The sequence below is a fragment of the Rheinheimera sediminis genome (assembly GCF_004005375.1).
In the GTDB taxonomy this organism is placed as follows: Bacteria; Pseudomonadota; Gammaproteobacteria; order Enterobacterales; family Alteromonadaceae; genus Pararheinheimera.
Genome location: NZ_RZUF01000016.1, coordinates 98,823 through 125,639, shown reverse-complemented (window position 1 = coordinate 125,639; position 26,817 = coordinate 98,823). Strand labels below are relative to the sequence as shown.

24 protein-coding genes and 1 other RNA gene are annotated in these 26,817 nt (G+C 48.0%); 21 read left to right on the top strand and 4 right to left on the bottom strand.

Translation table 11 applies throughout. The features are described 5' to 3' along the window. Nucleotides 1–83: 83 nt before the first annotated feature. Complete coding sequence (locus EMM73_RS12470; RefSeq protein WP_186435208.1) at nucleotides 84–2,045, top strand: ATP-binding protein; 1,962 nt, start codon at nucleotides 84–86, stop codon at nucleotides 2,043–2,045. Between the two features lie 8 nt (nucleotides 2,046–2,053). Continuing rightward, entirely contained in the window at nucleotides 2,054–2,731 is a 678-nt protein-coding gene (locus EMM73_RS12465) for a DUF599 domain-containing protein (protein ID WP_127686761.1), read from the top strand. Between the two features lie 57 nt (nucleotides 2,732–2,788). Here the strand turns inward: EMM73_RS12465 and dolP are convergent, their stop codons facing one another. The 4 genes from dolP to EMM73_RS12445 are packed head-to-tail and all read right to left on the bottom strand — an operon-like array spanning nucleotide 2,789 to nucleotide 6,269. Beyond that, a complete protein-coding gene (dolP, locus tag EMM73_RS12460; RefSeq protein WP_127686760.1) occupies nucleotides 2,789–3,355 on the bottom strand; it encodes a division/outer membrane stress-associated lipid-binding lipoprotein in 567 nt (188 codons plus the stop codon). Next, nucleotides 3,355–3,942: a D-sedoheptulose-7-phosphate isomerase gene (locus EMM73_RS12455; protein WP_127686759.1), complete on the bottom strand. Its 588-nt coding sequence runs from the start codon at nucleotides 3,940–3,942 to the stop codon at nucleotides 3,355–3,357. Before EMM73_RS12455 ends, dolP begins: the two co-directional genes overlap by 1 nt. After that, nucleotides 3,942–4,292: a YraN family protein gene (locus EMM73_RS12450; RefSeq protein WP_127686758.1), complete on the bottom strand. Its 351-nt coding sequence runs from the start codon at nucleotides 4,290–4,292 to the stop codon at nucleotides 3,942–3,944. Before EMM73_RS12450 ends, EMM73_RS12455 begins: the two co-directional genes overlap by 1 nt. Continuing rightward, a complete protein-coding gene (locus EMM73_RS12445) occupies nucleotides 4,293–6,269 on the bottom strand; it encodes a penicillin-binding protein activator (protein WP_127686757.1) in 1,977 nt (658 codons plus the stop codon). On the opposite strand from EMM73_RS12445, the gene rsmI reads away from it, so the two are divergent. The 19 genes from rsmI (at nucleotide 6,249) to ftsZ (ending at nucleotide 26,754) form a co-directional block, all read left to right on the top strand. Beyond that, nucleotides 6,249–7,097, top strand: coding sequence for a 16S rRNA (cytidine(1402)-2'-O)-methyltransferase (gene rsmI / locus EMM73_RS12440; RefSeq protein WP_127686756.1), 849 nt, complete (start codon nucleotides 6,249–6,251; stop codon nucleotides 7,095–7,097). The genes EMM73_RS12445 and rsmI overlap by 21 nt on opposite strands. Nucleotides 7,098–7,205: 108 nt before the next feature. Continuing rightward, an RNA gene (rnpB, locus tag EMM73_RS12435) (RNase P RNA component class A) lies at nucleotides 7,206–7,565 on the top strand. A gap of 77 nt (nucleotides 7,566–7,642) precedes the next feature. Then, nucleotides 7,643–8,986: a chromate efflux transporter gene (gene chrA / locus EMM73_RS12430; RefSeq protein WP_127686755.1), complete on the top strand. Its 1,344-nt coding sequence runs from the start codon at nucleotides 7,643–7,645 to the stop codon at nucleotides 8,984–8,986. Then, nucleotides 8,986–9,612 carry a flavin reductase family protein gene (locus EMM73_RS12425; protein ID WP_127686754.1) on the top strand — a complete coding sequence of 209 codons (627 nt, stop codon included), beginning with the start codon at nucleotides 8,986–8,988 and terminating at the stop codon, nucleotides 9,610–9,612. Before chrA ends, EMM73_RS12425 begins: the two co-directional genes overlap by 1 nt. Nucleotides 9,613–10,182: 570 nt before the next feature. Next, nucleotides 10,183–10,647 (top strand): division/cell wall cluster transcriptional repressor MraZ, encoded by a 465-nt coding sequence (gene mraZ / locus EMM73_RS12420; protein ID WP_127686753.1) that lies wholly within the window; start codon nucleotides 10,183–10,185, stop codon nucleotides 10,645–10,647. Then, nucleotides 10,647–11,585 carry a 16S rRNA (cytosine(1402)-N(4))-methyltransferase RsmH gene (gene rsmH / locus EMM73_RS12415; protein ID WP_127686752.1) on the top strand — a complete coding sequence of 313 codons (939 nt, stop codon included), beginning with the start codon at nucleotides 10,647–10,649 and terminating at the stop codon, nucleotides 11,583–11,585. Before mraZ ends, rsmH begins: the two co-directional genes overlap by 1 nt. Then, nucleotides 11,582–11,890 carry a cell division protein FtsL gene (ftsL, locus tag EMM73_RS12410; protein ID WP_127686751.1) on the top strand — a complete coding sequence of 103 codons (309 nt, stop codon included), beginning with the start codon at nucleotides 11,582–11,584 and terminating at the stop codon, nucleotides 11,888–11,890. Before rsmH ends, ftsL begins: the two co-directional genes overlap by 4 nt. Further along, the gene (locus tag EMM73_RS12405) at nucleotides 11,887–13,641 is read left to right on the top strand and encodes a penicillin-binding transpeptidase domain-containing protein (RefSeq protein ID WP_186435207.1); all 1,755 of its coding nucleotides are present in this window, start codon (nucleotides 11,887–11,889) and stop codon (nucleotides 13,639–13,641) included. The genes ftsL and EMM73_RS12405 overlap by 4 nt, the downstream gene beginning before the upstream one ends. Beyond that, nucleotides 13,631–15,100 carry a UDP-N-acetylmuramoyl-L-alanyl-D-glutamate--2,6-diaminopimelate ligase gene (locus EMM73_RS12400; protein WP_127686750.1) on the top strand — a complete coding sequence of 490 codons (1,470 nt, stop codon included), beginning with the start codon at nucleotides 13,631–13,633 and terminating at the stop codon, nucleotides 15,098–15,100. The genes EMM73_RS12405 and EMM73_RS12400 overlap by 11 nt, the downstream gene beginning before the upstream one ends. Then, a complete protein-coding gene (locus EMM73_RS12395; protein WP_127686749.1) occupies nucleotides 15,097–16,473 on the top strand; it encodes a UDP-N-acetylmuramoyl-tripeptide--D-alanyl-D-alanine ligase in 1,377 nt (458 codons plus the stop codon). Before EMM73_RS12400 ends, EMM73_RS12395 begins: the two co-directional genes overlap by 4 nt. Further along, nucleotides 16,467–17,549, top strand: a complete 1,083-nt coding sequence (gene mraY / locus EMM73_RS12390) for a phospho-N-acetylmuramoyl-pentapeptide-transferase (RefSeq protein WP_127686748.1) — start codon at nucleotides 16,467–16,469, stop codon at nucleotides 17,547–17,549. Before EMM73_RS12395 ends, mraY begins: the two co-directional genes overlap by 7 nt. Nucleotides 17,550–17,551: 2 nt before the next feature. Beyond that, the gene (gene murD / locus EMM73_RS12385; protein WP_127686747.1) at nucleotides 17,552–18,877 is read left to right on the top strand and encodes a UDP-N-acetylmuramoyl-L-alanine--D-glutamate ligase; all 1,326 of its coding nucleotides are present in this window, start codon (nucleotides 17,552–17,554) and stop codon (nucleotides 18,875–18,877) included. Further along, nucleotides 18,874–20,073, top strand: a complete 1,200-nt coding sequence (ftsW, locus tag EMM73_RS12380) for a putative lipid II flippase FtsW (protein ID WP_127686746.1) — start codon at nucleotides 18,874–18,876, stop codon at nucleotides 20,071–20,073. The genes murD and ftsW overlap by 4 nt, the downstream gene beginning before the upstream one ends. Next, the gene (gene murG / locus EMM73_RS12375; protein ID WP_127686745.1) at nucleotides 20,066–21,178 is read left to right on the top strand and encodes an undecaprenyldiphospho-muramoylpentapeptide beta-N-acetylglucosaminyltransferase; all 1,113 of its coding nucleotides are present in this window, start codon (nucleotides 20,066–20,068) and stop codon (nucleotides 21,176–21,178) included. Before ftsW ends, murG begins: the two co-directional genes overlap by 8 nt. After that, nucleotides 21,175–22,626 (top strand): UDP-N-acetylmuramate--L-alanine ligase, encoded by a 1,452-nt coding sequence (murC, locus tag EMM73_RS12370; RefSeq protein ID WP_127686744.1) that lies wholly within the window; start codon nucleotides 21,175–21,177, stop codon nucleotides 22,624–22,626. Before murG ends, murC begins: the two co-directional genes overlap by 4 nt. A 3-nt stretch (nucleotides 22,627–22,629) precedes the next feature. After that, entirely contained in the window at nucleotides 22,630–23,544 is a 915-nt protein-coding gene (locus tag EMM73_RS12365; RefSeq protein WP_127686743.1) for a D-alanine--D-alanine ligase, read from the top strand. Continuing rightward, complete coding sequence (locus tag EMM73_RS12360; RefSeq protein WP_127686742.1) at nucleotides 23,541–24,317, top strand: cell division protein FtsQ/DivIB; 777 nt, start codon at nucleotides 23,541–23,543, stop codon at nucleotides 24,315–24,317. Before EMM73_RS12365 ends, EMM73_RS12360 begins: the two co-directional genes overlap by 4 nt. Next, entirely contained in the window at nucleotides 24,295–25,530 is a 1,236-nt protein-coding gene (ftsA, locus tag EMM73_RS12355) for a cell division protein FtsA (protein ID WP_046519051.1), read from the top strand. The genes EMM73_RS12360 and ftsA overlap by 23 nt, the downstream gene beginning before the upstream one ends. A gap of 36 nt (nucleotides 25,531–25,566) precedes the next feature. Further along, nucleotides 25,567–26,754, top strand: a complete 1,188-nt coding sequence (gene ftsZ, locus EMM73_RS12350) for a cell division protein FtsZ (RefSeq protein ID WP_127686741.1) — start codon at nucleotides 25,567–25,569, stop codon at nucleotides 26,752–26,754. Nucleotides 26,755–26,817: the final 63 nt, after the last annotated feature.

Here is a 26,817-nt window from a genome sequence, read left to right as displayed (position 1 = left end):
GTAAGCACAGCCAGATTTATTCTATGGTTTTGGCATGGAGTAATAGCCTTTGTATAGGTTATAGTCAGTACTGATACTAGATGATGATCAACAAGTTAGAAACCATGGAACAGAGCAGCACTGTAAAAGCATATTCGAAATGGCTATTGCCCTGGCAATGGGTTGTACCACTATTTTGTTTATGTTGTGCTGCAATTGTTACCGAGTATCACGCCAGACAACTTGTGGAACAGCGGCAGAATCAAGCCTTACAGCAACTCGTAGGCTTGTCTGGCCAGCTGCGTTCTTTTGTTGAATCTGAACTAAACACCTCCTTGTATATGAGCTTGGGGCTTGCCTCTCATCTGCGTGCCAGTGATGGCAAACTGACTGAAAAAGAAATGTTATTTTTGCTGCAAAGTCTGCTGGAACAGGGCAAACACATTCGCAATATTGGTTTAGCGCCGGATAATGTGTTGACACTGATTTATCCAGTGCAAGGCAACGAGCGGGCTTTAGGGCTGAGCTATCAGAATTTGCCACAACAATGGCCAGAGATTAAACAGCTGATCGATGAAAAGCAGCCAAGGCTTGTTGGCCCTGTCGACTTGGTTCAGGGCGGTGAAGGTTATATCTATCGTCTGCCTTTGTTTTTAAATGATGGTCGTTATTGGGGCATTATCAGCACAGTGTTGGACTTGTCGACTTTTAACCAGATGCTGTTGCAACAGGCAAACAGTTATCAGGTACAGGTTGGTATCAGGGAAAAAGGTCTGGAGTCAGGACGGGCTTTGTTTGGTTATTCGCATTTATTCAGTGAGGATGCCTTGATTCTAGACTTAAACATCAAAGGTGCTCAATGGCAAATTGCAGTCCGATTTATGCAGGAAGCTGCAGGGTGGGGCTTGTGGCAATGGCGTTTAGCCGGAGCATCTGTGTCTGTTGTATTTTGTCTGATGCTGGCTTGGCTGCTGAGTTCTTTCCGGCGTAGTGCCTTGTTCGCAGATGCTTTACAAGATAATGAAATATACTCGCGCCGCATTATGGACAGTGTGCAGGATGTGATAGTGACTACAGATGTGGCCGGCACTATTGAAAGAGTAAACAGAGCTGTTAGCCAAGTATTTGGTTATCTGCCTGCTCAGTTGGTTGGGCGGCCTTTTAGTTTGTTGCTTGCTGCGGGGCAAACAGAGGCTTTAGTGACTCAGGAATTGCGCGAAGGAACGGCGCTAGAATTGCTAGGGATACGACATACGGGTGAATGTTTTACGATGGATTTGTCACGAAATACCACCGAGCATCAGGGCGAGTCTCGTTATGTATGGCTTATTCGTGATATCTCCGAGCGTAAAAAAGTTGAGCAGCTTAAAAATGACTTTGTATCCACTGTCAGTCATGAACTACGAACCCCTTTGACGGCCATCAGTGGTGCTCTGGGTTTAGCTGTAGGCGGAGCTTTGGGCGAGCTGAATGAAAAGCAGCGCCATATGTTGACTCTGGCCCAGCAAAACAGCCAGAGGTTAGGCAAACTTATCAATGACTTATTGGACATAGAAAAGCTGGCCGTCAATAAAATGCAGTTTAGGTTAAGATTCTGTCCCTTGGCGGCGTTGCTCAAGCAAGCTATAGATCTGAATCAGCCTGTGGCCCTGCAGCGTCAGGTGAAGCTTGAGTTGTTGTCTGTCGATCAGGAGGATTTGTGGGTCGAAGTCGACGAGGCCAGAGTGCAGCAAGTGATGGCAAACTTATTAGCAAATGCAATACGGTATTCTCCTATTGGCGGCGTTGTAAGAGTAACAATGACTCTATCTGCCAAAACAGTGCTAGTGTGCGTAATTGACCAAGGCCAGGGCGTGTCTGACAGCTTTGTGCCCAGACTATTTGAAAAGTTTTCTCAAGCAGATTCATCAGATCGCCGGCAAGTCGCAGGCACAGGGCTGGGGCTGGCTATTTGCAAAGAGCTGCTCAAAGCCATGCGTGGTGATATTGGTTATAAGCGCTCCGACACTGGTGGTGCTTGTTTTTATTTTACGTTGCCGCTGGCAACTGAACTTTCTATTGAATAAGGCTTGTTATGTTGACTTGGCTTGATCTAATCGCTGTGGCTTGGTTTTTATCACTTTGGTCAGGCTACACTCTAGTGGCGAAACGCAAGGCCAGGACCGTTAGCTGTTTGTCCTTTGAACTGCGTCGCAAGCGTAACGACTGGATGAAACAAATGCTCAACCGCGACAATAAAATGGCTGATGTGGCGCTGATTTCAACACTGGAGCGCAATGTGTCCTTTTTTGCATCCAGCACCTTACTGATGCTGGCTGGTTTATTAACTGCTCTGGCATCGAGTAACAGCATCAGCGAAGTACTGACCTATCTGACACCATGGGCAGCACAAAACAAAGAAACTGTGCAGGTGAAAATTTTATTCCTGGCGGTCATTTATGTTTTCGCCTTTTTCCAGTTTACCTGGTCGCTGCGTCAGTATGGCTTTGGTGGGGTATTGATAGGTGCAGCACCTGATGGCCGCGAAATGACCTCAGAAGAACAGGCGCTGTATGCCAACAGAACTGCCAAAGTGATCGATCAGGCAGGGCACTCTTTTAATTATGGCTTGCGCTCCATCTACTTCTCTTTGGCGACTTTATCCTGGTTCCTAGACCCCAGATTATTTATGGCGACTTCTGTTTTAGTGCTGCTGATTATGAAACACAGGGAGTTTCATTCAAAAGTGCTGAAGGCTTTGCAGGAGTGCTAAGAAATGAGTCAGATCATATTGTTAACTGTTAACAATGCGATCTGACTCCAATGTCTGCTAGTCTTTGTATTCAAAGGCTTTAATGACACGGGCTACGCCGTCGACGTTGCGCGCTAAGTTAACGGCTCTGTCCGCTTCTTGCTGACTAACCAGACCCATTAAAAACACTTCGCCGTTTTCGGTAACTACTTTGATGTTCAGGCCACTGACATTTTTATCCGCCAGAAATTTGCCTTTGATACGAGTGGTTATCCAGCTGTCTTTGCTGCCAGTACCAAAGCTGATTTCACTGCCAACACGCAATTGGTTGTGTATATCTTTTACACCCTCTACTCTGGCGATCTCTGCTGCTACTTCGCGTACTCGTTCGTTTGGCACCTGACCTGTTAACAGCACTATGCCGTTGTAACTGGTCATATTAATATTGCCTCTGTCTTTGGTTTCCGGGTTTTCGCCCAGTAAGCGACTTACTTTAATTTGAATACTTTTATCGTCGATCTGATTACCCAGAGTTCGTGGGTCGCCTGCAGATTTGACTGCGGTAGCTCCGCCTGCCAGCACGGCTGCGGCACAACCTTGCAATAACCAACTGGTCAGTAACACCAGCATTATTTTATTCAACATCAGAGATCTCCTTGTTGCGGAAACAGCGTTATGTCGATGAGTTCACATAGCGCATGCAGTAAAAAGGTATAACACTCAAATACCCTGGCCGGTCTGTGAGCAGGTACCTTGAGTTCAGTATCCTGATTGCCCAATAAACCAGACAATTCACCACTGTTATCAACTGTTAAGGCCACCACAGTCATATCTTTGGTTAAAGCCGCTTCAACAGCTTTGATTAAATTATGTTCTTCACCTGTCATTGAAATCGCTACCAGCACATCACCTGCCTGGCCTAAAGCCCGCACCTGACGCGCCAGATGGTCAGGGTTGTCCTGATTGCCCGGCTGCAGGCTGGAGTTGTTTGTCAGTAAGGCAAAGGCTGGTAAGCAAGGCCGTTCTGCTTCAAACTGATCCAATAACAGCTGAGCAAAATGTGTCGCTAAAGCGGCAGATGCTCCTTCACCACAGCAAATGACCTTACCGCCATTGATCAGGCAGTTCACCAGACTGACGGCGGCGTTTTCGATAGGGGCTGACAACGCTTCCCCTGTCGCTATCATGGTTTGAATATTTTCAGTAAAAAGTTGCCTGATATGGTCTTGCATTAGTTAGCTGTTCCTGCAAAAGCGTTTTTAATCCAGCAAATATCTGCTGGCTGTTCGGTAATGGCCACTACATCAAAACGACAATGTTGCTGGCCAGCTTGCTGTAAATAAAACGAAGCTGCGCGAGTCAGCTTTTGCTGTTTAGCCTGTGTTACTGCCGCAGCAGCACCACCAAAGCTGTTGCTGCGCCTGAATTTTACTTCAACAAAAACCAGACATTGTTGCTCGCGCATCACTAAGTCAATTTCGCCAAAACGACAACTGTAGTTTTGTTGCAGCAGTTGTAAGCCTTGTTGCTGCAAAAACACTAAGGCCTGTTGTTCATAAAACTGCCCAGTGCTTTTGCTCATTCAGGGCGTCCGGGGAGTCAGTAAACCATCCTTACTGTATTTGCCCCAGGTTAACTGCCGCTGAACCTGGCCGCTGGTAGAAAGAGTCAGATCCCCGGTTAAACCCTGATAACGCAGTGCTGGAAATTGTTGCTGCTGCTTTAAACGGTACACCAAGTGATAGGCGTCGTAGCCCATAGCAAATAAACGTTGCAGTGTTTCATCCTGTTGTGGAAATAATTGTTCAAACTGCTGACGGAACTCTTGTTGCTGTCTTGCAGTGAGCATCCAGGGCATTTCGGTAAAAGTTAAGCCCTGTAAGTCACGACGGTCGGTAAATTCCGCTGATTTCTGGTGGCTGCGCGAACTGGCGTAGACGGGCACAGTGGTTTTAGTTGGGGCCACTGATACATCAATATAAGGTTTTAATAAACGGGTTTGGGCAGGATCTGCCAATAAATAAATAGCGTCTATATCCTGACGGCTATGGGGTTCAGCTTTAACATTTTCTCCTGCTAACTGGCTTATCTCACGAATACGCTGCTCACTGGCTGCTGTTTCCAGCAGTTGTTTGATGGTGCTTTCCATGCCGGCCTGGTCGACAAACCAATAGGTTTCCGGCTCTTTCCCTGTTATTTGTCTCCAATCACGGCTGAATTGTTCGGCCATACGCTGACTTAATGGATTGCGGGAAGCCATCAATACGGGCTGTTTATATTTTTTTTGTTTAAACAGCATCGCCATCTGGTGGGCTTCGTCTTCCACGCTTAAAGAAAAATAAAACTTATCAGCAGATTGTTGTACCAAATCGGTTTTACCGTTTAAAAACAGGGTAGGAATAGTCCAGTCTGCTTGCTGCGAAATAGCATCCACTTGTTCTCTGAGCAGAGGACCTATCACAAAATCTACTTGCTCAGCGACCAGTTGTTGTTGCAAAGCTGCAGTATCAGTCTGGCTGTCGATAAAAATCAAACGTGCTTGTTGGTTGGCTGATGCGGCAAGAATTCCCTGCTGAATGGCTTCAGCATGCTGGCGGAAGTTGCTGCTAAAAGGCAGTAATACCGCGATAGTTTGCGGTGAAAAAGCGTCTACTGCGCTTAATTGCGTAATTTCAGCAGGCAGTTGCTGCAACGAAGGCAGTGTGGCGTATTGCTGCTGCCAGTCGGTAATGGCCTGAGTGAAAGCCGGGCTATTGCCTAAAAACTGTTGGTGCAGTTGCAATAATTTGGCCCAGCCTTGAGTGACGGCGTCTGTGCTACTGCTCAGACTGTCTAATTGGTCCGGTGTCAGCATACCCAGCTGTTGCCACAAGGCGCTTTGTACAGCAGTCTGTTCTGGCTGCAACGCCAGTAATTGCAGGTAAGTTTTAACCGCTTGATCCGGCTCTCTTCTGCTGCTTTGGTACTCTGCCAGACTTTGCAAATAAGCTGCTTTGTCTTCGTCTCTGAACGAGCTCAAGGAGTACTGGCGGCTGAATTTTTCTATATCTTCATGTTCGCCGGCTGCAATCAAGCCCTGAAGAAAAGGCAACAGGTTGGCTTGTTGTATTTCAGGTGCAGCCTGCTGTGCCAGCACACGGCTGATCGCCTGAGCCTGTTCAGTTTCACCTTGTTGTAAATGAGCTTTGGCCGCTTCCAGCAATTGCCATTGCTGTTCTGATCCTTGTTGCTGACCGGCTTGTTCAATAAAGTCGGCACCAGACAAAGGCTTTTCAATTTTCACAACTTCCACTTCCTCTTCAACCAAAGGCGCAGGCTTGACCACAGGCGCCTGTTTGACCGGAGCAACCTGCTCTGGTGTGGAAGAACAACTGGCTAACGCTATGACGCTGCCTAAAAGAATAAATGGCTTCAGTTTGCTGGATTTCACAATGCACAGGTACAATGAAGAAAACAATGCGGGTATCTTACTCAGTGCCGTGCCTAAGCTCAATGAATTCCAGCCAAAGTAATTCAAGTACAACGGATTAAGCGCCATATGACTGTACAAAGCGGACATTTATACATAGTAGCCACACCTATCGGTAATTTAGATGACATCAGTCAGCGTGCTATCAAAACCTTAAGCACAGTTGCCTGGGTGGCGGCTGAAGACACAAGGCACAGCGGCAAGCTGCTTAGCCATCTGGGTATTTCTGCCAAAATGCTGGCTTTACATGACCACAACGAAAAGCAGCGAGCCGCCACTTTACTGCAAAAATTGCAGGCAGGTGAAGATGTTGCACTGATTTCAGATGCAGGCACGCCGCTGATTAGCGATCCGGGTTATAGCCTGGTGCGTTTATGCCGTGACGCTGGTGTCCGCGTGGTGCCTATCCCAGGACCTTGCGCTTTGATCAGTGCTTTGTGTTGCGCTGGTTTACCTACAGACAAATTCCACTTTATAGGGTTTTTACCCGCCAAAAGCCAGCAGCGGCAGAATGTACTCAGCGCCATTCCGCAAGGTGTGGGCACCTTGATTTGCTACGAAACAGCGCGCCGTATCAAAGATTGTTTAGAAGATGTAGTGAAAGTTTTTGGTGCTGAACGTGAGTTGGTGTTGGCGAAAGAACTGACCAAAACCTTTGAGAACTTTGTGTATGGCACTGCTGCACAAATTACAGAGTGGCTGGACGAGGATCCGGCCCGTTGTCAGGGCGAAATGGTGTTGATGATAGCGCCCACTTTAGCGGCTGAAGAAGAAATTAATCCTGCGGCTCAGCAAACCTTAAAGCTGCTGATGACGGAATTGCCACTGAAAAAAGCCGCAGCTTTAACCGCAGAAATTCATGGTGAAAAGAAAAACGCCTTGTATAAGCTGGGGTTAAGTTGGGATACCGAATCGTAGGGGCGGGTCTTGTAGCCGCCCGTAACTGATATCGATATCCATACAGTATGGAAAGAGCCTTACCAACAACCTTGCAGCTTAGAGGAAGAAGGGTATAATGCGCGCCGTGAGTTGGCCCAGACAATCGCTGCCTGCGCAAGCAGGGGGAGGAAAGTCCGGGCTCCATAGGGCAGAGTGCCAGGTAACGCCTGGGCGGCGCGAGCCGACGACTAGTGCAACAGAGAGCAAACCGCCGATGGCCCTTGCGCAAGCAAGGGATCAGGTAAGGGTGAAAGGGTGCGGTAAGAGCGCACCGCGCGGCTGGTAACAGTTCGTGGCACGGTAAACTCCACTCGGAGCAAGACCAAATAGGCCCCCTTTGGCGCGGCCCGCGTTGGGGGCGGGTAGGTTGCTTGAGGCGTACGGTGACGTACGTCCTAGAGGAATGATTGTCCACGACAGAACCCGGCTTAACGGGCCGACTCACACCTTCTTTTTAACCAGACTAGCAAGCCTTTGACAAAGTTTGCTAGTCTGGATGCCTTACTCCATTGGCTCTGGTTGTTATGCCCCCTATAAATTCAGCTTCACTGAACGCCATCCCCTTCTGGCAAGCTTTTTGGTTTTGGCTCAAGTTAGGCTGTATAAGCTTTGGTGGGCCTGCAGGGCAGATTGCCTTGATGCATAGGGAGCTGGTGGAAAAACGCCGCTGGATCAGTGAAGGCCGGTTTTTGCATGCGCTGAATTATTGCATGTTGTTGCCAGGACCCGAGGCGCAGCAGCTGGCGACTTATTTAGGCTGGCTGATGCACCGCACTTTGGGCGGTGTGGTGGCGGGTTTGTTGTTTATTCTGCCGTCTTTGCTACTTTTGCTGCTGCTGTCCTGGGGTTATCTGCTGTATGGCGAGCACCCTTGGGTGGCTGCTTTGTTTTATGGCATTAAACCTGCGATAGCCGCCATAGTGCTGCATGCCGCCTGGCGTATAGGTGGGCGGGTAATGAAACACCCGTTGTTATGGGCCATAGCCGTTGCCGCTTTTGTCGCTATTTTTGCTTTTCAACTCCCGTTTCCGCTTATTGTTTTGTCTGCTGCTTTGATTGGTTTTATTGGCAGTAAAGTGACACCTGCAGTGTTTTCAGTTGACGGTCATACTGCTTGGAAAAAAAGTGATGGTCCGGCTTTGATTGACGATACAACGCCCACTCCAGCTCATGCATTATTTCGCTGGCAGCGTTTTGCGGTGGTCGCGGTTTGCGGTGTGCTGCTTTGGGCTTTGCCTATGCTGACACTCTTCCTGACGTTAGGCTGGCAACATCAACTCACGCAAATGAGCTGGTTTTTTACCAAAGCAGCACTACTGACTTTTGGTGGTGCTTATGCTGTCTTGCCTTATGTCTATCAGGGCGCTGTCGATAAATTTGGCTGGCTGACACCAGGGCAAATGATGGATGGTTTGGCTTTAGGCGAAACCACACCTGGCCCGCTGATTATGGTGGTGGTGTTTGTGGCTTTTGTTGGGGCTTATGTGCATGCCAGCTTTGGGCCTGATTTGATGGTGTTGGCCGGCATTACCGCTGCGCTTTTAGTCAGTTGGTTTACCTTTTTACCTTCCTTTATTTTTATTCTCGCTGGTGGCCCTCTGGTGGAGTCCACTCAAGGCAAGTTACAACTGACGGCTCCTTTAACTGCTATCAGTGCTGCTGTGGTTGGCGTTATTGTCAATTTAGCGCTGTTTTTTGCCTACCATGTTTTATGGCCAACAGGTTTTACCGGTGCCATCGACTGGCAAGCTGCGTGCATTGCGCTCGTTGCTGCCTTGGCTTTATTTGTGGCTAAGCAGGGCTTGATGCGGGTGATTGCAGTTGCAGCTCTGTTAGGTTTAGTGTTGTCTTTTTGGAGTAGCTATTAATGTGGATTGATTTACAACAGTTGGACCCTTCAGCCGCGTATAAGCTGCTGACCAGCACTATTACGCCTCGTCCCATTGCCTGGGTATCGAGTTTGTCTGCTGATGGCGTATTGAATTTAGCGCCTTTTAGTTTTTTTCAGATGATCACAGACCAGCCACCGACTTTGATGATCTCTACTCAGCACAAAGCCGATGGCAGCCGTAAAGATACCAGTTTAAATATTGAGGCCACCCATGACTTTGTGGTGAATCTGGTGCCGCATGCGCTGGCCAATGAAATGAATATCAGTGCGGCCGCAGTGCCAGCTGATGAAAGCGAATTTGAGTTGGCAGGTCTGGAGCAGGCTGCATCCAGCCAAATTAAAGTGCCTCGCGTCGCCTTGGCTCCTGTTGCTCTTGAATGCCGGTTGGCAAAGTTAGAACCTTACCCGCAGGACAACCCAAGCTGTGAAGTGATTTTTGCAGAGGTGCTCGCTATTTATATCAATCCCTCGTTATTGGATGCGAATGGTATGCCTGATCCTTACAAAATGGATTTAATCAGTCGTATTGGTGGCTCGGGTTACAGTAGGGTTGCCGCTGAGTTGTTTCAGATTGCTCGTCCTGCTTCAGCAATGCGTCGCTGATCGTGCTGTTTTCTGTCCTGACTACGAGCCGGTAGTCAGGATTTTATCTGTTCAGTTGTGAGCGCTTGCTTACCCCCTAGGTCACTATTTTAATGATTCATCTCTGCTTTTAACTCTGCTGTAGACTGTTTTTATCAGTTTGGTTTAGTTCCGTGTCTCTATTGCAGTTATTATCGTTTCTTGCTGTGCTGCAGGAACTGCTATATTAAGATTTTTGGTTTAACCTATAAAAATCAAACTGTTGCAGCTATTTTTCAGGTAAAAAATCGACTGTTATCACTTTAGTAACATAGTCTTAGTCGCATGTTGCAGGCCGTTAGTCTAAAGACTGTGGTTACGTGTAACTGGCTCAAATTTCTAAACTATTTCGCAGTTATTTTCTTCCACTTTTTCCCACAGAAATCAGGATCTTCGCGCTAAGCCTTGTTTTTACTGGATCTGTCAGCAGCAAACAAAGGAGGTTCGACCTTGACAAGCTTTCTTCCGCGGCCCTAAACTGTACATCAGTGGGAAATTGTGGGTATTTGTGGATCAAATATCAGGATCAAACAAAAACAAAGTGGGATTAACATGTTCCGTGGTTCGTTTTCTTTAACATTGGATGATAAGGGTCGGTTAGCGCTGCCAACGCGTTACCGTGATACCTTATTTGCTGATGCCGAAGGCGCCATGGTCTGCACTATCCATACTAAAGACCCCTGTTTATTACTTTATCCATTGCCTGAATGGGAAGAGGTTGCGGAGCAATTGCAACGTTTATCCAACCAGAATCCACAAGAATTACGCTTTAAACGCTTATTGATAGGCCATGCGTCAGATTGTGATATGGATAAAAGCGGCCGCATTTTATTGCCTGCGCCACTCAGAAGCCATGCCAGCCTGACAAAAAACATCCGCTTAGTCGGACAACTTAATAAATTTGAGATCTGGGACGAAGACACCTGGAATAAGCGTGTTGCTGAAGATATGGCAATTGAACGCGATATGGCCGTCGACGCTGAGATCTCTGAACGGCTGCAGGATTTTGTACTCTAATGGATCAAAGCGCCCATATCTCCGTACTATTGGCTGAAACCATAGACGGATTAGCCATCAAACCCGACGGGATTTATCTCGACGGTACCTTTGGCCGCGGTGGCCACAGTAGAGTGATCCTGTCTAAACTAGGCGAACAAGGCCGTTTATACGGTATTGATCGCGACCCGGCAGCTATTGCCGCGGCAGAGCCTTTGTTGGCCGACCCACGTTTTTCTATTACCCACAGTCCTTTTGCCGCTTTAGCTCAAATCGCTGAAGACCACGGCATTACCGGAAAAGTCGACGGTATATTGCTGGATTTAGGTGTGTCCTCGCCGCAACTTGATGACGCAGAACGTGGTTTTAGCTTTATGCGTGATGGCCCGCTGGATATGCGGATGGACCCAACATCAGGTATTTCCGCTGCCGACTGGCTGGCTAAAGCCGATGTCGAAGACATTACTTTTGTGTTACGTGAATACGGCGAAGAAAAATCGGCATGGCGTATAGCCAATGCCATAGTTGATAGTCGCAGTGAGCAACCACTGACCCGCACTGCTCAACTGGCTAGTTTAATCAGCACTGTAGTACCAAAAAGTCATAAAGAGAAAAAACATCCTGCAACTCGTAGCTTCCAGGGTATCCGTATTTATATCAACAGCGAACTGGATCAGATTAAAACTGCGCTGGACGCTGCTGTGCATGTGTTAAAACCTGGTGGTCGTTTAACTGTGATCAGTTTCCATTCGTTGGAAGACCGTATGGTGAAACAGTTTATGCGGTTAAAAAGCAAAGGTGCAGCTATTCCTAAAGGTTTACCTCTGACACAAGACCAGCTGAACCTGTACACCCCATTAAAACTGATTGGCAAAGCTATTATGCCGTCTGATGCTGAACTGGAAAACAACGTCCGTGCCCGCAGCGCTGTGTTACGTATAGCTGAGAAAACCGCATGAGCGCGATTAGACTGAACCGACTGATCATAAGCGATATCTGGCAACATAAGTTTTTGCTGGTGCTGATGTTGTGCTGCTTAGGTTCAGCTTTGGCCGTGGTCGAGTTCACTCATATGAACCGCCAGTTGACGATGTACGAAGACAGAATACTGCAGCATCGTGACACCCTTGAGATGGAGTGGCGCAACTTGTTGCTGGAGCAGAGGGCCTTGTCGGAACATAGCAGGGTAGAAGAGTTAGCCGCAACCAAACTCAATATGATCAGGCCCAGCGGTCCGCAAGATGTGGTGGTGCAGGAACCATGATAAAAAAACCAGCAGCACCTAAAAAGCAGGCGAAAAAGAATCAACAGCCGACTGTTATCAGTTGGCGTTTTGCTTTTGTGATTCTGTCATTATTTGCTGTATTTAGCGCGCTGATAATCCGTGCTGCTTATTTGCAGGTACTCGAGCCTGAAATGCTGCTGGAACAAGGTGATATGCGTACCCTGAGGGTGAAATCTGATGCTGCCATGCGTGGCATGATTTTAGACCGAAATGGCGAAGAGCTGGCGGTCAGCGTACCTGTTCAATCCATTTGGGCTGATCCACAGCTGGTACTGCGCAGCAGACATAAAATTGATGAGCGTCGCTGGCATGCGCTGGCTGATATGCTGCAAATCAGTCCTCAGCAATTGTCTGACAAGATAGGCGCAGACGATACCAAGCGTTTTGTGTATTTACAGCGCCAGGCCAGCCCTGCCACTGTGGATTACATCAAACAGTTAAAAATTCCGGGTATTGCTTTTCAGCAGGAATCCCGTCGTTATTATCCGGCTGGTGAGGTTACGGCGCACTTATTGGGTTTTACCAATGTAGACGACCAGGGCATGGAAGGCATTGAACGTCAGTTTAACGACCAGTTAACTGGCAAGCCCGCATTAAAGACCATCCGCAAAGATGCCAAAGGCCGCGAGGTTGAGGTTTTGTCACAAACCGATGGCCAGGCCTCAAATAATATCCAATTGAGTATCGACCAGCGCATTCAGGCTGTGGCATATCGTGAGCTGAAGAAAGCTGTAATGCAATTTGGTGCTACTTCGGGTTCTGTCGTGGTGGTGGACGTACATAACGGGGAGGTACTGGCGCTGGCCAATGCTCCTTCGTATAACCCAAACAACAGGAAGAATACCGACAGCAACAGATACCGTAATCGTGCTATTACAGATACTTTTGAACCGGGTTCCACCATTAAACCTTTGCCTGTTTTAGCTGCATTGGAAAATGGCACTGCCACTATGGAAACAGTGATTTCGACAGGTTATGGTCCTGTGCGTATTGGTGGCCGTTTAGTGCGGGATATTAATGGTTATGGTGATCTGGACCTGACTGGCATAATGCGCAAGTCCAGTAACATAGGCGTTACCCGTTTAGCTTTAGGTATGCCTACCGACAAATTTCTTGATATGTATTACAAAATGGGTGTGGGCTCTGAAACAGGTTTAGGCCTGACGGGCGAAACCCCAGGGGTTTTACGTGAACAACGTCGTTGGGGCGAGCATGCGCTGGCCACCGTCTCCTTTGGTTACAGCTTTACTGTAAACGCAGTACAACTGGCCCGTATTTACGCCACTATCGGCAATGGCGGAGTGTCTTATCCTTTGTCTATTTTCAAAAGCAGCAATAAACCTCAAGGTGAACGAGTGGTCAGCGAAGAGCATGCCGATAATATGGTTGCCATGTTAGAAGCAGTGGTTGGCCCTGGTGGCAGCGCGAAAAAAGCCGCAGTACCTGGTTATCGTGTAGGTGGTAAAACCGGTACAGCGAAAAAGGCCGGTATCCGTGGTTACAGCGATGATTACATTGGCTCTTTTGCCGGTATAGCCCCAATTTCAAACCCTCGTATTGCTGTGGTGGTTATTATCAACGAACCAAGCGGCGATTATTACTACGGTGGTGAAGTAGCAGCTCCAGTGTTCTCTGCGGTATCGGGTGCTGCAATGCAGTTATTAAATATTGCGCCTGATGCTACCGACAGCCGTATTACCAAAGTCAGTGAGGTGCCCAATGCAGGCTAACTCACTCCAGCTCTGGCTTACTCCTTTTGCAATCCAGCTGCCAACTTCTGTGGCAGCTTTGCCATTGAAGAATCTGCGTATCAATAGCTCAGAAGTGCAAAGCGGTGATGTGTTTCTGGCTTTGCCAGGTACTAAAACTCATGGCAATCAGTTTATTGAAAAAGCCTTAGCAGCTGGTGCTGTGTTGGTACTGACTGATACTCAGAGTTCGCTGCATGATGAACCTATTGTGGTGGTTAGCAATCTGGTTGAACAACTGAGCGATTTAGCTGCCGCTTTTTATCCGCATCAGGCGCTGCAACTTGTGGGTATTACCGGCACCAACGGCAAATCCAGCACTGCAATTTTTGTCAATCAATTAGCTGTACTGCTAGAGCAACAAGCCGCTGTGATTGGCACTTTGGGTTATGGCGATTACCGTAATCTGACGCCATTAAATAACACTACGCCTCATCTGGTGGATATTCACCGCATTCTGTCGGCTGAAGCCGCTAAAGGCGCAGAGTTGGTGGCGATGGAAGTATCCTCTCATGCCTTGGTGCAACAGCGTGTGGCTGGTTTGCAGTTTGAGGTGGCTGTGTTTAGCAATTTAACCCGCGATCACCTGGATTATCACGGCACTATGCAAGCGTATGGCGAAGCCAAGGCTTTGTTGTTTAAAGCGGATTTAGCCAAAAAAGCTGTGATTAATGTCTCTGACGACTTTGGTCGCCAGTTAGCTGCGGACTGCACTTTGCCAGTGCTGGCTTATGGCAAGCTTGAAGATTGTGTGGGCTATAGCGAATATTTAGCTTACGACCAGCTGGAAATCACTCCACTGGGTTATCAGTTCCGCTTAAGCAGTCATTTAGGTCAACAGCAGCTGCAACTTAAAGTGCTGGGTGAATTTAACATTCAAAACGTATTGGCAGCGTTCGGCGCCATGTTGCAGCTGGGCCACAGTTTTGACGCTTTGGTGGCCGCAGTGCAGCAGCTTTGCAGCGTGCCAGGCCGTATCGAGCAGTTTTATCAACCAAGCCGCAAGGTGATGGCTGTGGTGGATTACGCCCATACGCCTGATGCGCTGGAGCAAACCTTAATTGCAGTGCGCAATCATTGTCAGGGCAAGCTTTGGGCTGTGTTTGGTTGTGGCGGCGACCGCGATAAAGGCAAACGGCCTTTAATGGGCGCTATTGCTGAGCGCTTAGCCGATCAGTTGATTATTACCGCAGACAATCCCCGTACTGAAGATGTGATGGCAATTTGTCTGGATATAGCTGCAGGTTGCACACAACAGCAGTATCAGCTGATCACCGATCGTAAAACGGCGATACGCACAGCATTAGAACAAGCCAAAGCTGGTGACCTGGTACTGATCGCTGGTAAGGGGCACGAAGATTATCAAATCATTGGCCATGAAGTTTTACCCTACGACGAACGTGCCTTTGTCCTACAACTGGTGACGGAGACTGCTTTATGATCCCTCTACAAACAAGAGAAATAGCACAGTTAGTGCAGGGACAACTGGTTGGCGCTGATATTCAAATTCAGAGTGTCAGCACAGACAGCCGCAATATCAACCAAGGCGATTTGTTTATTGCCTTAAAAGGCCCGAACTTTGATGGTCACCAGTTCGCTGCTGATGTGATTGCCAAAGGCGCTGTAGCTTTGATTGTTGATCAGCAGCTCGATGTAGCAGTGCCGCAAATTATTGTTGCTGACACCCGCTTGGCTTTAGGTGCTTTAGGTGCTGGTGTAAAACAAAAGGTCAATCCTAAGTCTGTGGCTGTGACTGGCAGTGTAGGTAAAACCACAGTCAAAGAAATGATGGCGGCCATTTTGGACCGCATTGGCAATGTGCTCGCGACAGCAGGCAACTTTAATAACGATATTGGAGCACCTTTAACCTTATTAAGGTTAACGGAGCAACATCAGTATGCAGTGATGGAGCTGGGCGCCAATCATTTAGGCGAAATTGCTTATACCTCGTCTTTAGTAAAACCTGAGGTTTCCGTGATCACCAATGTGGCGGCAGCCCATCTGGAAGGTTTTGGTGACTTGTTTGGTGTAGCTCGTGCCAAAGGTGAAATTTATGGCTCTTTAGGCGCTGATGGCGTGGCTATAGTGCCGCTGGATAGCGAGTTTTCCGAGTATTGGTTAAAGCGTTTACAGGATAAAAAGGTACTGACTTTTAGCAGTACTCAAGCCGCTGATTTCAGTGCCGAACATATAGTGCTGAATGAACAGGGTTGTGCCAGTTTTGATCTGATCTGCCCACAAGGCCGCATCTTTGTGCAGTTGGTGCTACCAGGCAAGCATAATGTGGCCAATGCGTTGGCGGCAGCCGCTGCGACTTTGGCTTTGGGGGCCAGTCTGATAGATGTGCAGTTAGGTTTGGCTGCGATGAAGCCGGTCAAAGGCCGTATCAACGTGACGCAAGCCAGTGACAAATTACGTCTGATTGACGATACCTATAACGCGAATTCTGAATCTACTAAAGCGGCTATCGATTTACTAGCGACTTATCCGGGATTCAGAGTTTTGGTTTTTGGTGATATGGGAGAGTTGGGTGCGGACGCCCGTTTGTACCATGAGGAAGTAGGTTTATACGCCAAACAGAAGGGAATTAATCTGTTATTCACCCTGGGTGTGTTATCACAGAGCGCCAGTGATTTGTTTAACGGCCAAGGGGCCCATTTTAGTTCCCGTCAGCAACTGATCCAGAAGTTAAGCCCGATCCTTGATGAGCAGTCTAACGCGACTGTACTGGTCAAAGGTTCGCGCAGCGCCAAAATGGAATTGGTAGTGCAGGACTTGCTAGAAAGATGTCAGCAGGAGATCAGTTCATGTTAGTGTGGTTAGCCGAGTATTTAACTCAATATATCAATGCTTTTAACGTATTCAGTTACCTGACCTTCAGGTCTATTCTGGGTATTTTGACAGCCTTAATGCTCAGCCTGTATTTCGGCCCTAAACTGATCTCCAAGTTACAGCAACTGCAAATTGGTCAAACAGTTCGTGACGATGGTCCACAAAGCCACTTCTCTAAAAAAGGCACTCCTACCATGGGAGGTTTGCTGATTTTAGGTTCAGTGCTGACCAGTATTGTGTTATGGGCTGATCTCACCAATAAATACGTTTGGGTCGTTATTTTTACGCTGATAAGCTTTGGCTGGATTGGCTTTATTGACGATTACCGCAAGGTTGTGCGTAAAGATCCAAAAGGCTTGATCGCCAAGTGGAAATATTTCTGGCAGTCCTTATTTGCTGTTGCCATCGCCTTTTTCCTCTATGCGACAGCGGAACGTCCGGCAGAAACCAGTTTAGTACTGCCCTTTATAAAAGATGTGTTGCCGCAGCTTGGCTTTATCTTTATTGCTTTGTGTTACTTCGTCATTGTGGGTACCAGCAACGCCGTGAATTTAACCGATGGTTTGGACGGTTTAGCTATAGTTCCAACCATTATGGTGGCCTTTGCTTTCGCGATCATTGCTTATGCCAGCGGCAACGTGAATTTTGCCAGTTACCTGAATATTCCTTACCTGCCTCACGCCAGTGAACTGGTAGTAGTCTGTGCAGCTTTGGTCGGCGCAGGTCTTGGTTTCCTTTGGTTTAACACCTATCCAGCTCAGGTCTTTATGGGCGATGTAGGCTCTTTAGCTTTAGGCGCAGTGCTTGGGGTGATCGCCATTTTAGTCCGTCAGGAAATAGTGCTCTTTATCATGGGTGGCGTTTTTGTGATGGAAACTGTGTCGGTAATTTTGCAGGTTGGTTCCTACAAACTTCGTGGCCAGCGTATTTTCCGTATGGCACCTATTCATCATCACTACGAATTAAAAGGTTGGCCTGAACCTCGCGTTATTGTCCGGTTCTGGATTTTGTCAGTTATTTTTGTGCTGATTGGTTTGGCTACTTTAAAACTGAGATAAAAATGAACGCTAAGTTGTTTCAGGGAAAACGTGTTGCTGTGATAGGACTAGGCCTTTCAGGTCTGGCTACAGTGCGCTTTTTGCTGAAACAAGGCGTCAAACCTGTGCTGATGGACACTCGAGCCAAAGTCTCAGGGCTGGAGCAGATCCCCGCAGACAAGGTGGACGGGATTTATTTAGGTGAGCTGGACGCTAACCGTCTGGCTCAAATGGATGTGTTGGTGGTCAGCCCAGGCTTAGACCCTAAACATCCAGCGATACGTTTTGCCTTAGCGCAAGGCGCACACTTGATTGGTGATGTGGAGTTATTTGCACTGCAAAACCAGAAGCCTGTGTTAGCCATTACAGGTTCGAATGGCAAATCAACTGTGACTAGTTTAACTGCTTTTATGCTGCAATGTTCAGGCATAAAAGCCATAGCAGCAGGCAATATTGGTTTACCTATTCTCGATGCGTTGCAAAGCGACGCTGATGTCTTTGTACTGGAGTTATCGAGCTTCCAACTGGATACGACTCATTCCCTGCAGAGCAAAGCGGCCTGTATTCTGAATGTAACTGAAGACCATATGGATAGATACGGCACCATGGCTGCCTATGCTGCCTCTAAACAGAGAGTGTACAAGGGCACACAACTGGCTATTTACAATAAAGCTGATGCCTTGACTACTCCAAAAGCTTCAGTGGCTTCTCTGGCGTTGGACCTGACAGGTGCAGACTACGGCGTGGTACAGCTGCAAAACGATAGCTGGCTGCTGGTGTCAGGTGAAGCGCTAATGCCCATACGCGATATGGCCATTGTAGGTTTACATAACCAGTTTAATGCGTTAGTCAGTTGTGCTTTGGCTCTTGCCGCAGGTGCCAGCCGTTCTGCGTTGATTCAGGCGTTAAAAACTTTTGTGTCTTTACCTCACCGTTGCCAACTGGTCGCGAATCACAAAGCAGTGCGTTGGGTGAATGATTCCAAAGCCACCAATGTCGGCGCTACTTTGGCGGCTATTGCAGGTTTACGACCTGAGGTTGCTGGTAAGTTGATTTTAATTGCAGGTGGTGATGGCAAAGGTGCGGATTTTAGCGAACTTGCCGGGGTGTTAAATAGTGATGTTGATCACTTAATTACTTTAGGGCAGGACGGTCCTGCGATAGCTGCGCTAAAAGCTGGCAGCTTTGAAGTCAAAGATTTAATGGCTGCAGTGAAAACTGCAGCTCAGCTCGCCACTGCGGATGATTTGGTGTTGTTATCGCCTGCCTGTGCCAGTCTTGATATGTTTAAAAATTATGAAGACCGTGGCCAGCAGTTTGCCGCAGCGGTCCAGAAGGTATGGTTATGAAGCAAATGCTACTGAACCTGATCCCTTCCCCCATCGAAGCCATAGTTTTGTGGTGGCAGCGTGACGAAAGTAACAGCTACGACAAGCTGTTTTTAGTCTTGCTGGCATTAGTGGTTGGCGTTGGTATTATTATGGTGACCAGTGCCTCAGTGCCTGTGGCAGAGCGTTTACATGGCAACCCTATGCATTTTACCATTCGTCATCTGGTCTATTTGGTCATCGGCTTAGGTGCTTCTTATCTGGTGCTCAATGTGCCTGTGTCCTGGTGGCATAACACCAATATTTTATTACTGATGTTGGCTTTGGTGCTGTTGATCGCCGTGTTGTTATTTGGTCGAAATGTCAATGGTTCAACGCGCTGGCTGGCACTTGGGCCCATTAATATTCAAGCGGCTGAACCTGCTAAACTGTTCTTCTTCGTTTATCTGGCCAGTTACCTGGTGCGTCGGCATGAAGAAGTTCGTGAAAACTTAAAAGGCTTTATTAAGCCTCTGATCATTTTGTTTATTCTGGCTGTGCTATTGCTGATGCAACCAGATCTTGGAACTGTCATTGTCATGTTTGCTACCTCTGTGGTGCTGCTGTTTTTGGCAGGTGCTAAGTTGTGGCAGTTTTTCTGTTTAATTTTCACAGGCCTTGCCGCTATTGGCGTATTAATAGTCTATAGCGAATACCGTTGGCGTCGTGTGACTTCCTTTCTAGATCCATGGGCCGATCCTTTTGGTAACGGCTACCAGTTAACCCAATCGCTGATGGCTTTTGGCCGTGGTAGCTGGTTTGGTCAGGGATTAGGCAACAGTGTGCAAAAGCTGGAGTACTTACCGGAAGCTCATACCGACTTTATTTTCGCTGTTATTGCGGAAGAAACCGGCTTGGTAGGAGTTTTCGTGGTCTTGAGTCTGCTGTTTTTACTGGTCAGCCGCGCTTTATGGATTGGTAACAAGGCCTTGTTTAAAGGCATGAGTTTTCATGGTTTTTTAGCTTATGCACTGGCAATTTGGATAGGTTTTCAAACCTGCGTCAACGTAGGTGTTGCCAGCGGTGTTTTGCCTACCAAAGGTTTAACTTTACCTTTTATCAGCTCTGGCGGTAGTAGTTTAATTATCATGTTAGTCGCTGCAGCCTTGTTAATACGCATCGATTTTGAAGTACGACTCAAAGGTCGTCATGCCATCAGTGGAGGTCCTCATGCCTGAGCTGATGCAAACTGCCGGTAAGAAAAAAACCGCGCTGATTATGGCAGGTGGCACAGGTGGTCATATTTTTCCTGCCAAAGCTGTAGCAGAGCTTTTGCAGCAACAAGGCTGGGCCATTCACTGGCTTGGTACAGCGGACCGGATGGAAGCGACTTTAGTGCCGCAGTTTGGTTTCCCGTTTCATAGCATTGCTGTAGCAGGTTTACGTGGTAAAGGTTTCAAGAGCTTAGTGAAAGCACCTCTGATGTTATGGCGCTCTATCAGTCAGGCCCGTGCTTTAGTGAAGCAACTGGATCCGGAACTGGTTGTTGGTTTTGGTGGTTATGCCAGTGGTCCAGGTGGATTAGCTGCCTGGTTAGCGGGTAAACCTTTAATAGTACATGAGCAAAATGCCGTTGCGGGTACGACCAATAGAGTGTTAGCCAGCATTGCAAAGAGAGTATTAGTGGCTTTTCCACAAGCCTTTGCTGACCGTACAGACCGCCTGGTCGTTGGCAACCCGGTGCGTGCTGAAGTACTGGCTGTGTCTGCACAAAAACAACTACAGGCGCCAACATCAAGTTTAAAAGTATTAGTCGTAGGGGGCAGTTTAGGCGCGCAAGTCTTTAACCAGCAATTGCCAGCTCTGTTTGCACAAGCTGCTCACTCTGGTGCGCTGGAAATACGCCATCAGACCGGTAAGGCGATGGAGCAGCAGGTACAGCAGGCGTATGCGGCTTTGCCTGAATTAAAAGTCAGCGCCAGTGCTTTTATTGAAGATATGGCTGCTGCATACACTTGGGCCGATCTGGTGATTTGCCGTGCCGGCGCTTTGACTGTGTCTGAAGTGGCCTGTGCCGGTGTGGCTGCAGTTTTTGTGCCTTTGCCATCCGCTATTGATGATCACCAGACGGCTAACGCCAGTTGGTTAGTACAAAAACAAGGGGCAGTACTACTGCCACAAAGCGAATTTAGTAAAGGTGCTTTGTTGCCTTTGCTTCAGTCCTGGTTGCAGGACAAAAGTGCACTGCGTCATTTGGCAAATAATGCCCGCAGAACAGCAATAGATGATGCCGCAGAACAGGTTGTAAGAGTCTGTGGTGAAGTAACAGGTATGACTAAATGAGTAGCAATACAAAACAACAAAATAAAAATGCTATGCGCAGAGTAGATCGGATCCACTTCGTGGGGATCGGTGGCGCTGGTATGGGTGGTATTGCCGAAGTATTAGTCAATGAAGGTTATAAAGTTTCGGGCTCAGATATAGCGCCAAACCCTGTGGTAGACCGTTTAGCTTCGTTAGGTGCCTGCATTGTGATAGGCCACAAAGCTGAAAACATTGAAGGTGCCAGCGTAGTTGTGGTGTCCAGCGCTATTAAAACCGATAACCCGGAAGTAGCTGCTGCTATAGAACATCGTATTCCGGTGGTGCGCCGCGCTGAAATGCTGGCTGAATTAATGCGTTTCCGCCATGGCATTGCTATTGCCGGTACTCACGGTAAAACCACCACCACCAGCTTAATCGCTTCTATTTTTGCAGAAGCGGGCACTGATCCTACTTTTGTTATTGGCGGCTTACTGAATTCTGCAGGCACCAATGCGCGTTTAGGTGCTGGTCGCTATTTAATTGCCGAAGCGGATGAGAGTGATGCCTCTTTTCTGCATTTGCAGCCTATGGCCTCTGTGATCACTAATATCGAACCTGATCACATGGAAACTTATCAGGGTGACTTTGAAAAAATGAAAGCCACCTATCTGGAGTTTTGCCATAACCTGCCCTTTTATGGCGTCGCTGTGATGTGTATCGACGATGCTGTAGTGCGTGAGCTGATCCCACAACTTGGCCGTTTTGTCATTACCTATGGTTTTAGCGAAGATGCGGATTATGTCATTAGCAACTTCGGTCAGACGGGTACCCAAAGCCACTTTGTTGTTACTGATAAGGAAGGCGTAGCCAGCCAGATTGAGCTGAATTTAGCAGGCCGTCACAATGCATTAAACGCGACCGCAGCTTTTGCTGTCGCCAAAGACGAAGGCATAGCCACGGATTCCATTTTAGCTGCACTGAAAAAATTTGAAGGTATAGGTCGTCGCTTTGAACAGTACGGCGAGTTTGATACAGGTCGTGGCAAAGTGCTGTTGGTCGATGATTATGGTCACCATCCAAGCGAAGTGGCTGCCACTTTAGCGGCAGCGCGCAACGCCTGGCCAGAGCGCCGTATTGTGATGGCTTATCAGCCACACCGTTACACCAGAACCCGTGATTTATACGAAGATTTCGCCAAAGTACTGTCGTCTGTCGATTTATTGTTATTGCTTGAAGTCTATGCCGCAGGCGAAGCCGCTATTCCAGGCGCAGACAGTCGCAGTTTATGCCGCTCTATCCGTGCCCGTGGTCAGTTAGACCCTATCTATGTGGCGACGCCCTCTGACTTAGCTGCAGCTTTGGCTGATGTATTACAGGACGGAGATGTGTTGCTGACGCAAGGGGCGGGCAACATAGGGGCGCTGGCCAAACAACTGGCTGCTGCTAAATTAGCAATTTCTGCATTAAAACCAAACGAGGGAGCTTGAAGTATGAGCAGCAAATTTGGCAAAGTGGCCGTCATGTTTGGTGGAACCTCGGCAGAACGAGAAGTATCGTTACGTTCGGGAGCTGCTGTGCTGGCTGCCTTGCAAAAACAAGGGGTCGACGCTCATGCTTTTGATCCCAAAGATCAGCCATTAAGTGCTTTAACTTCGGCTGGATTTGATCGCGTATTTATCGTACTGCATGGCCGTGGTGGTGAAGACGGTACTATGCAAGGTGCCTTGCAGCTGATGGGCTTGCCTTACACAGGTAGCCGCGTCTTAGGTTCAGCCTTGGCGATGGATAAAATCCGTTGCAAATGGCTGTTTCAGGCACAAGGTTTACCTACAGCAAAATTTTTAGTGGCTGAAGCTGGAAAACAGTTGAATTATCAGGATATTTTGCAGCAATTAGCTGGTAAAGTGATGGTAAAACCAGCGAATGAAGGCTCCAGTATCGGCATGAGTGCAGCAAGCAGTGCACAAGAGCTGGAACAGGCCTTAGCTGTGGCATGTAAATACGATTCTGATGTACTGGTTGAACAGTGGATCCAGGGTCGCGAATTTACCGTGACTGTATTAAACGGTAAGGCATTGCCCATAGTTGAAATGCGAACACCCCGCTCTTTTTATGACTATGAAGCCAAGTATCAGTCCACTAGCACTGAGTACCTTTGTCCTGCGCCTTTAACTGCTGATCAGACTGCCTTTTTGCAACAGATTGCAGCTGCTGCCTTCACCGCTGTGGGCGCTTCAGGTTGGGGGCGTGTCGATGCCATGCTGGACGAGCAGGGCAATTTTTACTTGCTGGAAGTGAATACTGTGCCAGGTATGACAGAGAAGTCTTTAGTGCCTATGGCGGCAAAAGCTGCGGGTTTAAGTTTTGAACAGTTAGTTTTACAGATTTTAGAACAAACCTTATGACCAAAAACGGCAAGACAGTCAAAGCACCTATCAACAAAGCCTTTTGGGCTGGTGTGGCCTTTTTCTGTTTTTCCGTCTGGTTTGTATGCTGGTTAGGCTATCAGATCTGGCTCTGGAGTCAGGATCAACAGAGTGCCCCTATCCAGCAAGTAAAGGTTTATGGCGATTTTTCTCAGATTGAAGCTGCAGGTTTAAACCAAAAGCTGCAACAACAGTATCTGGGTAACTTTTTTAATTTGAACGTGGATCAGGTGCAGCTGTTTCTGCAGCAACAACCCTGGGTCGCTCAGGCAGCCGTGCGCAAACAATGGCCTGATACGCTCGTGGTGGTGGTGACTGAACATAAGCCAGTCGCGGTATGGAATGACCACTATTTACTCAATCAACAAGGTCAGATCTTTGTCGCTCCTGTCGCTGAACTAAAGCAGCCATTGCCAAAGTTACAAGGTCCGGACGGGGCCGAGCAGGATGCACTGACCATGTTCAATCAATTGAATCAAATGCTGACCGTCCATCAGCATGCGGCAACAGGACTCACAGTGTCAGCCCGTCAGGCCTGGCAACTGAATTTAGCAGAGGGCATTCAATTGACTCTGGGCCGGGAAGATACGGCAAAGCGGGTGCAGCGGTTTATCGATTTGTACCCTGTGATTAGTAAACATAAAACTCAGGCAGTTGCCGAAGTTGATTTGCGTTATGACACAGGCGTCGCTGTACGTTGGGTCGAAGCGCCAGAACAAAGAGAACAAGATGACAAAGTCGACAGAACGTGATCTTATCGTTGGCTTAGATATAGGCACAGCACAGGTAAAAGCCTTAGTGGGCGAAATTACCGCTGACAATCAGTTAAGTATTGTTGGTGTGGGCACTCATGTAGCCCGTGGTATGGACAAAGGTGGTGTCAACGATCTGAACCTGGTGGTGCAGTCTGTGCGCCGCGCCGTGGAAGAAGCCGAACTGATGGCCGATTGCCGCGTATCTTCTGTGTATTTAGGTATTACCGGCAAACACATTCGTTGTCAGAACGAAAGTGGCATGGTGCCTATTAATGACGCAGAGGTCACAGCTGAAGATGTGATCAATGTGATTCATGCGGCCAAGTCAGTACCTATTTCGGCTGAGCGTCGCATGCTGCATGTGCTGCCACAAGAGTTTTCAGTCGACATGCAGGAAGGCATTAAAAGCCCAATCGGCATGTCAGGGGTGCGGATGGAAGCCAAAGCGCACATCATCACCTGTGCCAATGATATGGCAAAAAATATCGAAAAATGTGCCGAGCGCTGCGAGCTACATGTCGACCAACTGATATTTTCTTCCTTGGCATCAAGCTATGCAGTGCTGACGGATGATGAAAAAGAGCTGGGTGTTTGCGTCGTCGATATGGGCGGCGGCACTATAGATATCTCGGTCTTTACCAATGGTGCTCTGCGCCATACCGCAGTGATCCCTGTGGCCGGTAATCAGGTCACCAGCGATATTGCCAAAATTTTCCGCACGCCTTTAGGCCATGCTGAAGACATTAAAGTGCAATACGCTTGTGCTCTGCGCAGCATGGTAGGTAAAGAAGAAAACATTGAAGTGCCAAGCGTGGGCGGTCGTCCGGCCCGCAGTATGTCACGCCATACCCTGGCTGAGGTGGTAGAGCCACGTTATCAGGAATTATTTGAACTGGTGCTGGAGGAAATCCGCAGCTCTGGTCTTGAAGAACAAATCGCTGCCGGCATAGTGCTGACCGGTGGTACGGCCAAAATGGAAGGCGCTATCGAGTTTGCTGAAGATATCTTTCAGATGCCGGTGCGGTTGGGATATCCGATTGGTATTACAGGTTTACGTGAATACGTACAAGACCCAGCCTACGCCAGCGTAGTGGGTTTACTGATTTATGGAAAAGACATGCGGACCCAGCAGAAAAAAGCTGTTGCAGCCCGCGAGTCGGTCGGCGGCATGGTGAAACGACTCACCAGCTGGTTTAAGGGTGAATTTTAACTTTGTGAGTAAGCGTACTAAAACGGAGAGAGAGCTATGTTTGAGTTAATGGAAAACCACAGCGAAGAAGCTGTCATTAAAGTCATAGGTGTAGGTGGCGGCGGCGGTAACGCAGTAGAGTATATGGTTGCAAGCAACATCGAAGGTGTTGAATTTATTGCGGCTAATACTGATGCGCAGGCGCTGCGTAATTCGTCTGCCCATATGACATTGCAACTGGGTGCTGGCGTGACTAAAGGTTTAGGTGCTGGTGCTAACCCTGAAGTAGGCCGTCGTTCTGCCGAAGAAGATCGTGAAACTATTAAGAAAACGCTGCAAGGCGCGGACATGATCTTTATCGCTGCCGGTATGGGTGGTGGTACAGGTACTGGTGCTGCTCCAATAGTGGCAGAAGTGGCACGTGAAATGGGGATCCTGACTGTAGCTGTGGTCACTAAACCATTCCCGTTCGAAGGCAAAAAACGCTCTGCTTATGCCGATGAAGGTATTGCTGAGCTGGCAAAACATGTCGACTCATTAATCACCATCCCTAACGACAAGTTATTAAAAGTCTTAGGTAAAGGCACAAGTTTGCTGGATGCATTCAAAGCGGCGAACAACGTATTGTTAGGTGCAGTGCAAGGTATTGCTGAGCTGATTACTCGTCCAGGTCTGATTAACGTTGACTTCGCCGACGTGCGTACAGTGATGTCAGAAATGGGTACTGCCATGATGGGTACAGGCCGTGCTTCAGGTCCGGACCGTGCGGAAGAAGCAGCTGAACAAGCTATTTCCAGCCCGTTGCTGGAAGATATCGATTTATCAGGCGCCAAGGGTATTCTGGTCAATATCACGGCAGGTCTGGATATCAGCATCGAAGAGTTTGAAACCGTGGGTAATGCGGTGAAAGCTTTTGCTTCAGAAAATGCGACTGTGGTCGTAGGTGCTGTGATTGATCCTGATATGTCTGATGAACTTCGTGTCACTGTCGTTGCCACAGGTATAGGTGCAGAGCGTAAGCCTGATATCAGCCTGGTGCCAAATCATCGCCACGAACCAGTTCGTTCAGCGCACGTTTATGGTAATGCTGGTACAAGCTATGCTCACCATCAGGGTAACACTGCCCGTGACATGTCACAGGCTCCGTTAGAAGTCCCGAGTGTGCAAAATAAGCCTTTAGCGGAAAAGCAAGCGAACATCGATATTTTCGATATTCCGGCGTTTTTACGCAAACAAGCTGACTAGTTTTTAGTCTGCTTACAGAAGGCCCAAAGGTTGGCATAGCTGGTCAGCTATGTTATGCTTCGC

Excerpts from the sequence above, each read along its gene's own strand:
- EMM73_RS12470 (WP_186435208.1), top strand. The coding sequence starts at position 84 with ATGATCAACAAGTTAGAAACCATGGAACAGAGCAGCACTGTAAAAGCA.
- EMM73_RS12465 (WP_127686761.1), top strand. The coding sequence starts at position 2,054 with ATGTTGACTTGGCTTGATCTAATCGCTGTGGCTTGGTTTTTATCACTT.
- dolP (WP_127686760.1), bottom strand. The coding sequence starts at position 3,355 with ATGTTGAATAAAATAATGCTGGTGTTACTGACCAGTTGGTTATTGCAA.
- EMM73_RS12455 (WP_127686759.1), bottom strand. The coding sequence starts at position 3,942 with ATGCAAGACCATATCAGGCAACTTTTTACTGAAAATATTCAAACCATG.
- EMM73_RS12450 (WP_127686758.1), bottom strand. The coding sequence starts at position 4,292 with ATGAGCAAAAGCACTGGGCAGTTTTATGAACAACAGGCCTTAGTGTTT.
- rsmI (WP_127686756.1), top strand. The coding sequence starts at position 6,249 with ATGACTGTACAAAGCGGACATTTATACATAGTAGCCACACCTATCGGT.
- EMM73_RS12445 (WP_127686757.1), bottom strand. The coding sequence starts at position 6,269 with ATGTCCGCTTTGTACAGTCATATGGCGCTTAATCCGTTGTACTTGAAT.
- chrA (WP_127686755.1), top strand. The coding sequence starts at position 7,643 with ATGCCCCCTATAAATTCAGCTTCACTGAACGCCATCCCCTTCTGGCAA.
- EMM73_RS12425 (WP_127686754.1), top strand. The coding sequence starts at position 8,986 with ATGTGGATTGATTTACAACAGTTGGACCCTTCAGCCGCGTATAAGCTG.
- mraZ (WP_127686753.1), top strand. The coding sequence starts at position 10,183 with ATGTTCCGTGGTTCGTTTTCTTTAACATTGGATGATAAGGGTCGGTTA.
- rsmH (WP_127686752.1), top strand. The coding sequence starts at position 10,647 with ATGGATCAAAGCGCCCATATCTCCGTACTATTGGCTGAAACCATAGAC.
- ftsL (WP_127686751.1), top strand. The coding sequence starts at position 11,582 with ATGAGCGCGATTAGACTGAACCGACTGATCATAAGCGATATCTGGCAA.
- EMM73_RS12405 (WP_186435207.1), top strand. The coding sequence starts at position 11,887 with ATGATAAAAAAACCAGCAGCACCTAAAAAGCAGGCGAAAAAGAATCAA.
- EMM73_RS12400 (WP_127686750.1), top strand. The coding sequence starts at position 13,631 with ATGCAGGCTAACTCACTCCAGCTCTGGCTTACTCCTTTTGCAATCCAG.
- EMM73_RS12395 (WP_127686749.1), top strand. The coding sequence starts at position 15,097 with ATGATCCCTCTACAAACAAGAGAAATAGCACAGTTAGTGCAGGGACAA.
- mraY (WP_127686748.1), top strand. The coding sequence starts at position 16,467 with ATGTTAGTGTGGTTAGCCGAGTATTTAACTCAATATATCAATGCTTTT.
- murD (WP_127686747.1), top strand. The coding sequence starts at position 17,552 with ATGAACGCTAAGTTGTTTCAGGGAAAACGTGTTGCTGTGATAGGACTA.
- ftsW (WP_127686746.1), top strand. The coding sequence starts at position 18,874 with ATGAAGCAAATGCTACTGAACCTGATCCCTTCCCCCATCGAAGCCATA.
- murG (WP_127686745.1), top strand. The coding sequence starts at position 20,066 with ATGCCTGAGCTGATGCAAACTGCCGGTAAGAAAAAAACCGCGCTGATT.
- murC (WP_127686744.1), top strand. The coding sequence starts at position 21,175 with ATGAGTAGCAATACAAAACAACAAAATAAAAATGCTATGCGCAGAGTA.
- EMM73_RS12365 (WP_127686743.1), top strand. The coding sequence starts at position 22,630 with ATGAGCAGCAAATTTGGCAAAGTGGCCGTCATGTTTGGTGGAACCTCG.
- EMM73_RS12360 (WP_127686742.1), top strand. The coding sequence starts at position 23,541 with ATGACCAAAAACGGCAAGACAGTCAAAGCACCTATCAACAAAGCCTTT.
- ftsA (WP_046519051.1), top strand. The coding sequence starts at position 24,295 with ATGACAAAGTCGACAGAACGTGATCTTATCGTTGGCTTAGATATAGGC.
- ftsZ (WP_127686741.1), top strand. The coding sequence starts at position 25,567 with ATGTTTGAGTTAATGGAAAACCACAGCGAAGAAGCTGTCATTAAAGTC.